12 protein-coding genes are annotated in these 13991 nt (G+C 54.1%); 8 read left to right on the top strand and 4 right to left on the bottom strand.

Translation table 11 applies throughout. The features are described from left to right. Positions 1 to 125: 125 nt before the first annotated feature. Positions 126 to 962 carry an HTH-type transcriptional activator RhaS gene (gene rhaS, locus NA624_RS20935; protein WP_000217112.1) on the bottom strand — a complete coding sequence of 279 codons (837 nt, stop codon included), beginning with the start codon at positions 960 to 962 and terminating at the stop codon, positions 126 to 128. Between the two features lie 287 nt (positions 963 to 1249). Between rhaS and rhaB the strand changes: the two genes are divergently transcribed. The 5 genes from rhaB (at position 1250) to rhaM (ending at position 6531) form a co-directional block, all read left to right on the top strand. Further along, complete coding sequence (gene rhaB, locus NA624_RS20930; RefSeq protein WP_000143975.1) at positions 1250 to 2719, top strand: rhamnulokinase; 1470 nt, start codon at positions 1250 to 1252, stop codon at positions 2717 to 2719. Next, positions 2716 to 3975 (top strand): L-rhamnose isomerase, encoded by a 1260-nt coding sequence (rhaA, locus tag NA624_RS20925; protein WP_000211474.1) that lies wholly within the window; start codon positions 2716 to 2718, stop codon positions 3973 to 3975. Before rhaB ends, rhaA begins: the two co-directional genes overlap by 4 nt. A gap of 142 nt (positions 3976 to 4117) precedes the next feature. Beyond that, positions 4118 to 4945 carry a rhamnulose-1-phosphate aldolase gene (rhaD, locus tag NA624_RS20920; RefSeq protein WP_001179697.1) on the top strand — a complete coding sequence of 276 codons (828 nt, stop codon included), beginning with the start codon at positions 4118 to 4120 and terminating at the stop codon, positions 4943 to 4945. Positions 4946 to 5071: 126 nt separating this feature from the next. Further along, positions 5072 to 6220, top strand: coding sequence for a lactaldehyde reductase (fucO, locus tag NA624_RS20915; RefSeq protein WP_000009253.1), 1149 nt, complete (start codon positions 5072 to 5074; stop codon positions 6218 to 6220). Continuing rightward, on the top strand, positions 6217 to 6531 hold the full coding sequence (rhaM, locus tag NA624_RS20910; RefSeq protein ID WP_000619478.1) for an L-rhamnose mutarotase: 315 nt from the start codon (positions 6217 to 6219) through the stop codon (positions 6529 to 6531). The genes fucO and rhaM overlap by 4 nt, the downstream gene beginning before the upstream one ends. A gap of 88 nt (positions 6532 to 6619) precedes the next feature. On the opposite strand, the gene NA624_RS20905 is transcribed toward rhaM, so the two are convergent. Next, on the bottom strand, positions 6620 to 7168 hold the full coding sequence (locus tag NA624_RS20905; RefSeq protein WP_001517951.1) for a helix-turn-helix domain-containing protein: 549 nt from the start codon (positions 7166 to 7168) through the stop codon (positions 6620 to 6622). Between the two features lie 100 nt (positions 7169 to 7268). Between NA624_RS20905 and NA624_RS20900 the strand changes: the two genes are divergently transcribed. Together NA624_RS20900 and NA624_RS20895 are read left to right on the top strand one after the other, a co-directional pair. Next, a complete protein-coding gene (locus NA624_RS20900; protein WP_000683586.1) occupies positions 7269 to 7928 on the top strand; it encodes an AzlC family ABC transporter permease in 660 nt (219 codons plus the stop codon). Then, positions 7928 to 8251, top strand: a complete 324-nt coding sequence (locus NA624_RS20895) for an AzlD domain-containing protein (protein WP_000527677.1) — start codon at positions 7928 to 7930, stop codon at positions 8249 to 8251. Before NA624_RS20900 ends, NA624_RS20895 begins: the two co-directional genes overlap by 1 nt. A 355-nt stretch (positions 8252 to 8606) precedes the next feature. Here NA624_RS20895 and NA624_RS20890 read toward each other — a convergent pair whose 3' ends face one another. Both NA624_RS20890 and fdhD read right to left on the bottom strand, forming a co-directional pair. Further along, entirely contained in the window at positions 8607 to 9707 is a 1101-nt protein-coding gene (locus NA624_RS20890; protein ID WP_000828037.1) for a YiiG family protein, read from the bottom strand. A gap of 192 nt (positions 9708 to 9899) precedes the next feature. Next, a complete protein-coding gene (fdhD, locus tag NA624_RS20885; RefSeq protein ID WP_001059735.1) occupies positions 9900 to 10736 on the bottom strand; it encodes a formate dehydrogenase accessory sulfurtransferase FdhD in 837 nt (278 codons plus the stop codon). 194 nt (positions 10737 to 10930) lie between these two features. Between fdhD and fdnG the strand changes: the two genes are divergently transcribed. After that, positions 10931 to 13981 (top strand): formate dehydrogenase-N subunit alpha, encoded by a 3051-nt coding sequence (gene fdnG, locus NA624_RS20880; RefSeq protein ID WP_077248424.1) that lies wholly within the window; start codon positions 10931 to 10933, stop codon positions 13979 to 13981. Positions 13982 to 13991: the final 10 nt, after the last annotated feature.

Raw genomic sequence — 13991 nt, 5'->3', positions numbered from 1 at the left:
GGATGGCGCTACGCTTATTCTGTCTACCGCTCGCCGCCGTAGGCCAGGTAAGGCGCAGACGCCATCCGGTATTAAAGGGTATAATTATCAGCATATTGGCGACGAAAACGTTGATAGCGTTCGCGTTACTGGATTATCGCATCGCGTCCCTGACGGATATCCCGCGGCGACCAGTTAAATTCTCGGCGAAACAGAGTCGAAAAGTGGTTACTGTCGCCAAAACCGCAGCGGTACGCGATTTCTGTCACGCTATGATCGCTATGGCGTAATAAATGCCGGGCTTTGATCAAACGCAGGCGATTAAGGTAACGTTGCGGCGTCAGCCCGGTATGCTGTTTAAGCTGACGATGCAGCGTGCGTAGCGACAGCGAAAACTGTTCAGCTACCGCCTCCCAGCAGACCTCCTCCGCAAAATGGTCTTCCAGCCATGCCATCAGTTGGTTGAGTTTGGCGTCGTTATTGGTCGCGCCTTCCATCAGGCTACTGCGGCGTAACAACACCAGTAGTTGCATAAACAAAATTTCGCGATTCGCCACGGCAGGCGCATCCATGCCGTCTCCGGCGCGCTCCATCAGACCGACCAACTGGCGCACCTGCTGCAACACACTCTGATTCACCCGCCAGTGCGAAGGATAGTAACCATCCTGCTCCTGCGGCAGCAATTGATCCAGCCCCGCCAGGAATTGGAAAGCGTCCGGCGAACGCCACAGTACATTCGTCAGGCATAGGTTGTCGGTATGTTCATATAAATGCCGGTCGTGATCGCGAACAAAACACACGGTACCGCCGCTGATGGTATACGGCTGCCCGTTGAATACATGAATGCCCGTACCGTGTTCCACAATCACGATTTCATGAAAATCATGATGATGTTCAGGGAAAGCGGCTTGCGGCAGACGGGGTTCAATCGCCACGGGCGCTTTACCTGATGGAAAAAAATCCACGCTATGCAGTACGGTCATGGTTGCTTCCTCCTGAATTCAACATGTCCGAATAGTAATTAAGGGCTATCGGCCTCACCTTAAATTTTTGACGCTAAAGCGCGCAAACATGGTCTTTTTTTCAAGAAAAGGCGGGAAAAAGCGGGAAATGCGGACGACATCACACCGGCCTATTAGTAGAAACTGTGAACGCTATCACGTTCATCTTTGCCTTGTTGCCAGCGGCTCATTTTCCTGTCAGTAACGAGAAGGTAGGTCTTTGAGGGCTTTTTTAGACTGTGCGCAATGACTCTAAGAAGGACCTGATTATGACTTTTCGCCATTGTGTCGCGGTTGATCTCGGCGCATCCAGCGGGCGCGTGATGCTGGCGCGTTACGACAGCAAACACCGTACCCTGACGCTACGTGAAATTCACCGTTTTGTGAACTGCCTACAAAAAACAGACGGGTTTGACACCTGGGACATCGACAGTCTGGAAAAGGATATCCGTCTTGGTCTGAAGAAAGTCTGCAATGAAGGCATTCTTATCGACAGCATCGGCATCGACACCTGGGGCGTCGATTATGTCCTGCTGGATAAACAAGGTCAGCGTGTCGGCCTGCCGGTCTCCTACCGCGATAACCGTACCACGGGCATCATGTCGCAAGCGCTGGTCCAGATCGGCAAAAGCGAAATCTATCGCCGCAGCGGGATTCAGTTTCTGCCGTTTAACACCATCTATCAGCTACGCGCGCTGACGAAACAACAGCCTGAGTTAACGGCGCAGGTCGCTCATGCGCTGCTGATGCCCGATTATTTCAGCTACCGCCTGACCGGTGAAATGAACTGGGAATACACCAACGCCACGACCACCCAGTTGGTCAATATCAATACCGATGACTGGGACGAGACCCTGCTGGCGTGGACTGGCGCGAAAAAGAGCTGGTTCGGTCGCCCCTCGCACCCTGGCAATGTTATCGGCGACTGGATTTGCCCGCAGGGCAACCGTATTCCGGTGGTAGCCGTCGCCAGCCACGATACCGCCAGCGCCGTTATTGCCTCTCCGCTGGCAAATAAACATAGCGCTTACCTGTCTTCAGGCACCTGGTCGTTGATGGGTTTTGAAAGCAAAATGCCCTACACCACCGACAACGCGCTGGCTGCCAATATCACCAACGAAGGCGGCGCGGAAGGGCGTTATCGGGTACTGAAAAACATTATGGGTTTGTGGCTGCTCCAGCGTGTGCTGAAAGAACGGCGCATTACCGATCTGCCTGCGCTTATCGCCCAAACAGAAGCGCTGCCGGCCTGCCGTTTCCTGATTAACCCGAATGACGATCGCTTTATCAATCCTGACGATATGCGCGCTGAAATCCAGGCCGCCTGTCGCGAGACCGACCAGCCCGTTCCCGTCAGCGATGCCGAACTGGCGCGCTGCATTTTCGACAGTCTGGCGCTGTTGTATGCCGACATTCTGCACGAACTGGCAAATCTGCGCGGCGAAAAATTTACCCAACTGCATATTGTCGGCGGCGGATGCCAAAACGCGCTACTCAACCAGTTGTGCGCCGATGCATGTGGTATTCGCGTGATGGCCGGGCCGGTTGAAGCCTCCACCCTTGGCAATATTGGTATTCAGCTTATGACCCTCGACGAATTAAACAACGTCGATGACTTCCGTCAGGTCGTCAGCGCTAACTACGACCTGACAACCTATATCCCTAATCCTGATAGTGAAATTGCCCGCCACGTTGCGCAGTTTCAACCCAAACGACAGACAAAGGAGCTTTGCGCATGACCACTCAACTGGAACAAGCCTGGGAACTGGCAAAACAACGTTTCGCCGCAGTAGGTATTGATGTCGAGGAGGCGCTGCGCCAGCTCGATCGCCTGCCGGTTTCCATGCACTGCTGGCAGGGCGACGATGTTGCCGGATTCGAGAACCCGGAAGGTTCGTTGACGGGCGGAATTCAGTCAACCGGCAACTATCCGGGCAAAGCGCGTAACGCCACCGAACTGCGCGCCGATCTGGAACAGGCGCTGCGTCTGATCCCAGGACCAAAACGGCTGAACCTGCACGCCATTTATCTTGAGTCGGATACGCCGGTTGCCCGCGACCAGATCAAACCGGAGCATTTTAAAAACTGGGTGGAGTGGGCGAAAGCGAACCGGCTGGGGCTGGATTTCAACCCCACCTGTTTTTCTCATCCACTGAGCGCTGACGGTTTTACCCTCTCTCATCCAGACGCGAAAATTCGCCAGTTCTGGATCGATCACTGCAAGGCCAGCCGCCGCGTCTCGGCATACTTTGGTGAGCAGCTCGGTACGCCGTCGGTGATGAACATCTGGATCCCGGACGGCATGAAAGACATTACCGTCGACCGTTTAGCCCCGCGCCAGCGCCTGCTGGAAGCGCTGGATGAGGTCATTAGCGAGAAATTCGACCCGGCGCACCACATCGACGCCGTCGAAAGCAAACTGTTTGGCATCGGCGCGGAAAGCTACACCGTCGGCTCCAATGAGTTCTACATGGGCTACGCCACCAGCCGTCAGACCGCGCTGTGCCTGGATGCGGGCCACTTCCATCCCACTGAAGTGATTTCCGACAAAATTTCCGCCGCCATGCTCTACGTGCCACGGCTGCTGCTGCACGTCAGCCGCCCGGTACGCTGGGATAGCGACCACGTGGTGCTCCTGGACGATGAAACCCAGGCAATTGCCAGCGAGATCGTCCGTCATAACCTGTTCGACCGTGTGCATATCGGCCTGGATTTCTTCGACGCCTCTATCAACCGTGTCGCCGCGTGGGTTATCGGTACCCGCAACATGAAAAAAGCGCTGCTGCGCGCTCTGCTGGAACCCACAGATCAACTGCGTCAGCTTGAAGCCAGCGGCGATTACACCGCGCGTCTGGCGCTGCTGGAAGAGCAGAAATCTCTGCCGTGGCAGGCCGTCTGGGAAATGTATTGCCAGCGTCACGGCACGCCGGCTGGCAGCCAGTGGCTGGACAGCGTTCGCGTCTATGAAAAAGAGATCCTGAGCAAACGTAGCTGACAGCGACACCTGATCTGTAGGCCGGATAAGACGCCCGCGTCACCATCCGGCAATAAATGAAACACGATTGCCGGATGGCACTGCGCTTATCCGGCCTACGTAAGACCCGAATAACCTTCGGGCAATGAATGGGAACACGAACATGCAAAATATTACCGATTCCTGGTTTGTCCAGGGCATGATTAAAGCCACGTCTGATGCGTGGCTGAAAGGGTGGGACGAACGTAATGGCGGTAACCTGACGCTGCGTCTGGATGAAACCGATATCGCGCCTTTTGCGGCTAATTTCCACGAAAAACCGCGCTATATCGCGCTAAGTCAACCCATGCCGCTGCTGGCGAATACGCCGTTTATCGTTACCGGTTCCGGCAAATTCTTCCGCAACGTGCAGCTCGATCCGGCAGCCAATTTAGGCGTGGTCAAAATCGACAGCGACGGCGCAGGCTACCACATTCTGTGGGGCTTAACCCACGACGCGGTACCCACCTCTGAACTCCCGGCGCATTTCCTCTCCCACTGCGAACGCATCAAAGCCACCCACGGCAAAGACCGCGTCATTATGCATTGCCATGCGACTAACCTGATCGCCCTCACCTACGTACTGGAAAACAACACTGCGCTGATCACCCGCAAACTGTGGGAAGGCAGCACCGAATGTCTGGTGGTATTCCCGGACGGTGTCGGCATTCTGCCGTGGATGGTGCCAGGCACCGATGAAATCGGCCAGGCCACCGCGCAAGAAATGCAGAAACATTCGCTGGTACTGTGGCCGTTCCACGGCGTGTTCGGAAGCGGACCTACGCTGGATGAAACCTTCGGTTTGATAGATACCGCAGAGAAATCCGCTGAGGTATTAGTCAAAATCTATTCGATGGGCGGTATGAAGCAGACCATCACGCGCGAAGAACTGGTCGCACTCGGCAAACGTTTTGGTGTGACACCGCTGGCCAGCGCCGTAGATCTGTACTGATACCTCCCAACTCAACGCCGGATGCGGCTTTGCCTTATCCGGCCTACAGGACGGTGCGCATTTTACCGTAGGCCCGATAAGCGTAGCGCCATCGGGCAACAGGGAATTTTTTTAAGGAGAATAGTGATGAGCTTTATGTTGGCACTGCCAAAAATTAGCCTGCATGGCGCTGGAGCGATTGCCGATATGGTGAACCTCGTGGCGAATAAGCAATGGGGCAAAGCGCTGATCGTTACCGATGGTCAACTGGTAAAGCTGGGCCTGCTGGATAGCCTGTTTAGCGCACTGGATGAACATCAAATGTCTTACCACCTGTTTGATGAGGTGTTCCCAAATCCGACAGAAGAGCTGGTGCAGAAAGGTTTTGCGGCGTATCAGAGCGCAGAATGTGACTACATTATCGCCTTCGGCGGCGGCAGCCCGATCGATACCGCAAAAGCGGTGAAAATTCTGACCGCCAACCCAGGTCCATCTACCGCCTACTCCGGCGTCGGCAAAGTGAAAAACGCCGGCGTACCGCTGGTAGCGATTAATACTACGGCAGGTACCGCGGCCGAGATGACCAGCAACGCGGTGATTATCGACTCTGCCCGTAAGGTCAAAGAGGTGATCATCGACCCGAATATCATCCCGGATATTGCCGTGGATGACGCCAGCGTCATGCTGGAAATCCCGGCTTCTGTGACCGCCGCAACCGGCATGGATGCCCTGACCCATGCGGTGGAAGCCTATGTCTCCGTTGGCGCGCATCCGCTCACCGACGCTAACGCGCTGGAAGCGATTCGCTTAATCAATGTGTGGCTACCGAAAGCGGTTGACGATGGTCATAACCTCGAAGCCCGTGAGCAAATGGCATTCGGCCAGTACCTGGCAGGCATGGCGTTCAACAGCGCCGGTTTGGGGCTGGTTCACGCGCTGGCGCACCAGCCGGGCGCAACTCATAACCTGCCGCACGGCGTCTGCAACGCTATCCTGCTGCCAATTGTCGAGAACTTTAACCGTCCGAACGCCGTCGCGCGTTTTGCCCGCATCGCACAGGCGATGGGCGTGGAGACGCGCGGTATGTCTGACGAAGCCGCAAGTCAGGAAGCGATTAACGCTATCCGTACGCTGAGCAAACGCGTCGGCATTCCAGAAGGTTTCAGCAAGCTGGGCGTCACAAAAGAAGATATCGAAGGCTGGCTGGATAAAGCCCTCGCCGACCCGTGCGCGCCGTGTAACCCGCGCACCGCCAGCCGCGATGAAGTTCGCGAGCTGTACCTGGAGGCGTTATGATCCGCAAAGCCTTTGTGATGCAGGTAAATGCCGACGCGCACGAGGAGTATCAGCGTCGTCATAACCCAATCTGGCCGGAGCTGGAAGCCGTATTAAAATCTCACGGCGCGCATCACTACGCGATTTATCTCGATCAGGAGCGCAATCTGCTGTTCGCCACCGTTGAGATTGAATCCGAGGAGCGCTGGAATGCCGTTGCCAGCACCGACGTTTGCCAGCGTTGGTGGAAACATATGCGTGACGTTATGCCCGCGAATCCGGATAACAGCCCGGTCAGCGCAGAGCTAAAAGAGGTGTTCTATCTGCAGTAAGTCGTGTGCCCGGTGGCGCAAGCTTACCGGGCCTACGGTTTTATTTTTTGTCGGCCGGATAAGGCGGTTACGCCGCCATCCGGCAATTTCAATTCTGCTCCGCTACCAGGATAGCCTGAGTATCCGGTTCCAGCGCTTTAAAGATATGCGCCTGGTCGCCGGGATAACAAATGTAATCGCCCTCCGCCAGCTCTTCCGGCGCCTCGGTTAAGCCGACGAGGGCTTTTCCCTGCGTAACAATAATATGTTCCACCGACCCCGGCGGATGCGGGTGAGAGATCCGGTCGGCCCCCGGCTGCGTCAACAGCAGATAGATATCACGCCGCGCGCCGGGCGGACACGCCGCCAGTAATATCGCCTGATAATGCGCCTGCTCCGCCACGACTTTGGTGCCCTCTCCGCGGCGAATCACCTGCGTTTTTTGTACCTGCGGCTCCAGCAGCCTGGCAAAGGGAATGTCGAGCGCGACGCATAGCGACCATAACGTCTCCAGACTGGGGTTGCCGTTCCCTGCTTCCAGTTGTGAAAGCGTAGATTTAGCGATGCCTGCGCGCCGCGCAATCTCCGCCAGCGACAGTCCGGTTCGCTGGCGTTCGCGTACCAGACTTCTGGCAATGACGCTAATAGGTTGTGTCATAAAGCATCCAACGTTCACTATAACGAACGAAATGTTCGTCTTGTAAAGCAAATCTGTTCCGTTCATTATAATGAAAATTCGTTCGATATGACTAAAGAAGATGAAACACTATTTTTCCTGTCTCAAGGGAGACACGATAAAAGCGATATTTTTAGTGTGCCTGGCCGTGGGCGTCGTCGGCATGTCCTATGGCTCACTGGCGATGGCCTACGGTTTCCCTCTGTGGGTGCCGTTTGTCCTCTCTATTTTTGTGCTGGCGGGCGCGTCCGAATTTATGTTTATCGGCATTGTTGCCAGCGGCGGCAATCCGTTAGCGGCGGCGGCGGCAGGACTGCTGGTGAATGCGCGCCACGTGCCGTTTGGCGTAACGGTGCGCGATTTGGTTGGCACCCGCGCCGCCAGCTTTTTCGGCTGCCATATTATGAATGATGAGAGCGTGGTGTTCGGCCTGTCGCAAAAAACACCCGAACAACGTAAAGCCGCCTACTGGCTATGCGGTCTGGGCGTCGCCCTATTCTGGCCGATTGGCACACTGATTGGCGCAGGTGTCGGCAAACTGCTCCCGGCCCCAGAAACCATCGGTCTGGATGCCGTATTTCCGGCAATCTTACTGGCGCTGGTGATCCCGGCGTTTAAAAACCGCACCACATTGATTCGTGGTTGCAGCGGCGCCGCGCTGTCGCTTGCCGCCGTTCCCTTTGTGGCTGCCGGATTGCCGGTGTTGCTTTCGCTGCTTGGCCTACTGGCGAGGAAAAAATAATGGGCAATATGACGCTATTTATTATCGGTATTGCTCTTTTGTCTGCGGGAACCTATTTGATGCGCCTCGGCGGCGCGAAACTTGGCAGCCGTCTGGCGCTGTCTGAGCGTTCACAGGCGCTGCTCTCGGATGCGGCAACGGTGCTGCTATTCTCCGTCGCGCTGGCGACCACCTTTTACGAAGGCGAACATTTTGCCGGAATGGCGCGCGTTCTTGGGGTTGGCTTCGCCGTATTTTTAGCCTGGCGTAAAATGCCGCTTATTGTGGTGATTATCGCCGCTGCGGTAGTGACCGCGTTATTACGAATGGCGGGTATTAATTAACGTCTTACAGAACAGTTGAACGTGACACCCTATAAGTGATGAAGGCTGGGCCGCCCTATGCTGAAGTGGCTCAGAATTTTCGCATCAGGCGGGATAAATGCTTTCCATATAAATGCCGATCCTCAATTACACTACCAGTACCTTCCAGCGTGACGTCAACATCTTATGATAGCTTCAGATTACTGGTTTTTCTAATAGCTCTCTTTAGTTAATGTTTACGTCAGCTATTTTTACGGATATTGCCTGATGAAGAATACATAAACGAAAAAAGCGCCTGATCGGCGCTTTTTATTGGCGTTATAGCGTAATTTTATAGGCACTTGCGCCAGCCTGCACACAGATAATGTGCCGTCACTCAACGCAGGCGGTTATAATCATCCACCATCTCGTTATAACTTCTCAACGACGCCGGATAAGAATCCGCAACCATCCATCCTGTTGCAGGGTCCTGCACCCGTTTCTTTTCAAAATCAGAATACTCAACATTGTCTCTGATGCGACGAATATATTTTTTAGCTTGTAGCTGATAATCAGCCGCAGAGCTGATGAATGAAGAATTACGGCCATCAGTATTCACTTCTTTCAATTGCGCAATCATTGTTTCCAGTTCCGCGACTTTTTTCATCATCGCTTCGGCATCAAAGGTATCGGCAGAAATAACCTTGTTGATCTGCTTTGCCGAGATCATGACAGCCAGAGAATAATAGTTAAATGTTTTACCTTCCGCTTCTTCTATTCTCTTCAACTGTGTCAATTGCCGTTTGTCATTTATTTCCTGAATAGCCTCATGATATTTTTCCGAGACGGGTTTAAAATCCTCAATATTCTTCAGTAATGTCTGATGCAGCGCCTTACCTTTAGCAAAGGCATCATCTTTATAGTTTTCCTGGGTATAATATTTTTCCATTTCGTTAATGGTATTACCCAGCGCGGCGGCGCTATCAATATAGCTAACGGCAACGCCATCAATAGGCTCAAGCAATGGCGTTAAGGCGGCCACCTGTTTCATCTCTTTCTGGCAATTCGTTATGTAAGACTCCGTAATACCATAAATGCCATAAACCAGGCTCTCTTTCCCTGTCGGACCTTTTTTAAAGTCTTTCACCCAATCCGCGTAACGCGCCAGACTGTGCTGAACGGGCAATTGAAGTTTATTAAAACAATCGATATAGACATCCATTTTTTCACTATAAACTTCTTCAGCGTCAACCTCCGGCTGAGCTGGCGTTTCTGGCTTCGCCGCCGGGGGCTGAGTTGCCGTTTCTGGCTTCGCTGCTGAGGGCTGCGCTGGACTTTCGTCAGATTGCGTTTCCGGCGTCTGAGAAGGCGCTGGCGTCGCAGGCTGACTGCTGGCGGCCGGCGTCGCCTCGGTTTTAACATTATTGTCATCACATCCTGTTGCGCCCAGGGTCATTAGCGCAATGATTATCGCTGAGGATAATAAATTCCTTTTCATTTAATTGCCTTTTGTATATTTACGTTGGGGTTCTCTTATTTTAACGAAAATATGGCCTCGCCACTATACGTCATTCCGTTATTAAGAGAGGCTGTAAAATCCAGAAAATATATATTTCATACACCATCATTCTACATAAAATATATATTAAATTAATAATATATATTTTACGCAAATGTAGAGGGTACTATTTTAGTCTGCGATTAACCGCTGCGGATGGGTATAAATCGTCGCCCGACCCGGCTTACAGAACCCCACCAGCGTAAGATTACACCGTTCAGCGACGTCAACCGCGAGCGTGGTGGCAGCAGAAACCGCAAACAAAATTTCTACACCGCACATCGCCGACTTCTGCACCATTTCGTAACTCGCACGACTGGAAACCAGCGCCGCGCCTTGCCGCCATTCCTCACCCTCCGTGGCGCGGCGACCGAGCAGTTTATCCAGCGCAACGTGGCGTCCGACATCTTCATGGCCCCCCGCCAGTTCACCCGACGGCATGACCCACGCCGCAGCGTGCGTACACCCCGTCAGCTTACCCGTCGGTTGAAAATCATTCAGATGTTTTAACGCGCGATCAAGGTTACCGAGATTAAACGTTTGGCTAAACGGCAGCGGTTGCACCGGCTTACCGATGTCATTGAGCTGTTCCACGCCACATACGCCGCAACCGGTGCGTCCGGCCAGCGCGCGACGACGCGCTTTCAGCCCCATAAATCGACGGCTGGAAAGATCAATCTGCACTTCAAGTCCGTTACAGGACGGCACAACGTCCATGCCATAGATTTCACGCGGGCTGTCAATGATCCCTTCCGATAGAGAAAACCCCATTGCAAAATGCGTCAGATCTTTTGGAGAGGCCATCATAACGACATGCGAAATACCGTTATACACCAGTGCCACAGGCACTTCCTCGGCAACATCATCAAGTTGGGGGGACTGCAAATCCTCGCGTTTCCAGAGAGCCAACTGGCGTGAGGTTGTGAAATCAGTCACATTTAGGACTTCTTCAGACAGTATATTGTTCACTTTCTTTTAACCATATAAGAACACACACACCAACATTATGGTATTCTGTTACAACTCCTCCCGGATGGAGGAAAATTTATCCAATTCTGAACCTTTGCGGGCCCGTCCGCAAAGAAAAATAACAACCACTCCCTGAGCGTTTCGGATAGAGAAATGTGAAAGAGAAGTGACAATGTCGAAACAAGGAGCAAACCATGCAGGTCAGCAGAAGGCAGTTCTTTAAGATCTGCGCTGGCGGTATGGCAGGCACCACGGCGGCGGCACTGGGCTTCGCGCCCGGCGTAGCGCTAGCGGAAACACGGCAATATAAACTGCTGCGCACCCGCGAAACCCGTAACACCTGCACCTACTGTTCCGTTGGCTGCGGGCTGTTGATGTACAGCCTCGGCGACGGTGCGAAAAACGCCAAAGCATCTATTTTCCATATCGAAGGGGACCCGGATCATCCGGTAAGCCGTGGCGCGCTGTGCCCGAAAGGGGCCGGTCTGGTGGACTTTATCCACTCTGAAAGCCGCCTGAAATTCCCGCAATACCGTGCGCCGGGTTCAGATAAGTGGCAACAAATCAGTTGGGAAGAAGCGTTTGACCGCATCGCTAAACTGATGAAGGAAGATCGCGACGCCAACTATCAGGCGCAGAACGCCGAAGGCGTTACCGTTAACCGCTGGCTCACCACCGGGATGCTGTGCGCTTCCGCATCCAGTAACGAGACGGGTTATTTAACGCAAAAATTCTCCCGCGCGCTGGGTATGCTCGCGGTCGACAACCAGGCGCGTGTCTGACACGGACCAACGGTAGCAAGTCTTGCTCCAACATTTGGTCGCGGTGCGATGACCAACCACTGGGTCGACATCAAGAACGCCAACCTCGTCGTGGTGATGGGCGGTAACGCCGCAGAAGCTCACCCGGTCGGGTTCCGCTGGGCGATGGAAGCCAAAATTCACAACGGCGCGAAGCTGATTGTGATCGATCCGCGCTTCACGCGTACCGCGTCGGTGGCCGATTTCTATGCGCCAATACGCTCTGGTACTGACATTGCCTTCTTGTCAGGCGTGATGCTGTATCTGCTGACCAACGAAAAATACAACCGTGAATACACCGAGGCCTATACCAATGCCAGCCTGATCGTGCGTGAAGATTTTGGCTTCGATGATGGTCTGTTCACCGGCTACGACGCAGACAAGCGGCAGTACGATAAAACCAGTTGGCACTATGAGCTGGACGAAAACGGTTTTGCCAAACGCGATACGACACTGCAACACCCGCGCTGTGTCTGGAATCTGTTGAAACAGCATGTCTCACGCTACACGCCGGACGTGGTAGAAAATATCTGCGGTACGCCGAAAGCGGACTTCCTGAAAGTGTGCGAGTACATTGCAGAAACCAGCGCAAAAGATAAAACCGCGTCGTTCCTGTACGCGCTGGGCTGGACGCAGCATTCCATCGGCGCGCAGAACATCCGTACTATGGCGATGATCCAGCTTCTGCTCGGTAACATGGGGATGGCGGGCGGCGGCGTTAACGCCCTGCGCGGTCACTCCAATATTCAGGGACTGACCGACTTAGGACTGCTGTCGCAAAGTCTGCCGGGCTACCTGACGCTGCCGAGCGAAAAACAGACCGACCTGCAAACCTATCTGGCTGCCAATACGCCGAAGCCATTGTTGAAGGATCAGGTCAACTACTGGGGTAACTATCCGAAATTCTTCGTCTCAATGATGAAGGCCTTCTTTGGTGATAAAGCGACAGCGGAAAATAGCTGGGGCTTCGACTGGCTACCGAAGTGGGACAAAGGCTACGACGTGTTGCAGTACTTCGAGATGATGAAACAGGGCAAGGTCAACGGCTATATCTGCCAGGGCTTTAACCCGGTGGCCTCATTCCCGAACAAAAACAAAGTGGTCGCGTCGCTTTCCAAACTGAAGTACCTGGTGACTATCGATCCGCTCAACACCGAAACGTCCACCTTCTGGCAAAACCACGGTGAGTCGAACGACGTTGATCCCGCGAAAATCCAGACCGAAGTGTTCCGTCTGCCTTCCACCTGTTTTGCCGAGGAAAATGGTTCCATCGTTAACTCCGGTCGCTGGTTACAGTGGCACTGGAAGGGCGCGGACGCCCCGGGAATTGCCATGACCGACGGCGAAATCCTCGCCGGTATCTTCTTACGCCTGCGTAAGATGTACTCTGAACAGGGCGGCGCCAACCCGGAACAGGTTTTGAATATGACCTGGAACTACACCAAACCATACGAACCCGCCTCTGAAGAAGTGGCGATGGAAAGTAACGGTAAAGCGCTGGCCGATCTTATCGACCCGGCAACCGGCGCGGTGGTGGTGAAGAAAGGTCAACAGCTCAGTTCGTTCGCGCAACTGCGCGATGACGGTACGACGTCCAGCGGCTGCTGGATTTTCGCCGGTAGCTGGACGCCGGAAGGCAACATGATGGCGCGTCGTGATAACGCCGACCCGTCTGGTCTCGGCAACACGCTGGGCTGGGCATGGGCATGGCCGCTTAACCGCCGTATTCTGTATAACCGCGCCTCCGCCGATCCGCAGGGTAATCCCTGGGACCCGAAACGTCAGCTACTGAAATGGGAAGGTGGAAAATGGGCCGGATGGGATATTCCGGACTACAGCGCCGCCGCGCCCGGCAGCGACGTCGGACCGTTTATCATGCAGCCGGAAGGGATGGGTCGCCTGTTTGCTATCGATAAGATGGCGGAAGGGCCGTTCCCGGAACACTACGAGCCGTTTGAAACGCCGCTGGGCACTAACCCGCTGCACCCGAACGTTATCTCTAACCCTGCCGCCCGTATCTTTAAAGACGATGCCGACGCGCTGGGTAAAGCGGATAAGTTCCCGTATGTCGGAACCACTTACCGTCTGACCGAGCACTTCCACTACTGGACCAAGCACGCGTTGCTTAACGCTATCGCCCAGCCGGAACAGTTTGTGGAAATTGGCGAGAAGCTGGCGAATAAGCTCGGCATCGCGCATGGCGATACCGTGAAGGTCTCCTCGAACCGCGGCTATATCAAAGCCAAAGCGGTGGTGACCAAGCGTATTCGCACGCTGAAAGCGGACGGCAAGGATATCGATACCATCGGTATTCCTATTCACTGGGGCTACGAAGGCGTGGCGAAAAAAGGTTTTATAGCCAATACGTTAACGCCTTTCGTCGGCGATGCGAACACGCAAACGCCGGAGTTTAAATCCTTCCTTGTGAACGTGGAAAAGGTGTAACGGAGACGAC

The sequence above is a fragment of the Salmonella sp. NW38 genome, from assembly GCF_051807745.1.
Lineage (GTDB): Bacteria > Pseudomonadota > Gammaproteobacteria > Enterobacterales > Enterobacteriaceae > Salmonella > Salmonella enterica.
This window is presented reverse-complemented; position numbering and strand designations above follow the sequence as displayed.

Bases quoted from the DNA above. Each gene is read 5' to 3' on its own strand.
- NA624_RS20900 (WP_000683586.1), top strand. From the start codon at position 7,269: ATGAAACACTATTTTTCCTGTCTCAAGGGAGACACGATAAAAGCGATA.
- NA624_RS20895 (WP_000527677.1), top strand. From the start codon at position 7,928: ATGGGCAATATGACGCTATTTATTATCGGTATTGCTCTTTTGTCTGCG.
- rhaA (WP_000211474.1), top strand. From the start codon at position 2,716: ATGACCACTCAACTGGAACAAGCCTGGGAACTGGCAAAACAACGTTTC.
- rhaD (WP_001179697.1), top strand. From the start codon at position 4,118: ATGCAAAATATTACCGATTCCTGGTTTGTCCAGGGCATGATTAAAGCC.
- rhaM (WP_000619478.1), top strand. From the start codon at position 6,217: ATGATCCGCAAAGCCTTTGTGATGCAGGTAAATGCCGACGCGCACGAG.
- NA624_RS20890 (WP_000828037.1), bottom strand. From the start codon at position 9,707: ATGAAAAGGAATTTATTATCCTCAGCGATAATCATTGCGCTAATGACC.
- rhaB (WP_000143975.1), top strand. From the start codon at position 1,250: ATGACTTTTCGCCATTGTGTCGCGGTTGATCTCGGCGCATCCAGCGGG.
- fucO (WP_000009253.1), top strand. From the start codon at position 5,072: ATGAGCTTTATGTTGGCACTGCCAAAAATTAGCCTGCATGGCGCTGGA.
- NA624_RS20905 (WP_001517951.1), bottom strand. From the start codon at position 7,168: ATGACACAACCTATTAGCGTCATTGCCAGAAGTCTGGTACGCGAACGC.
- rhaS (WP_000217112.1), bottom strand. From the start codon at position 962: ATGACCGTACTGCATAGCGTGGATTTTTTTCCATCAGGTAAAGCGCCC.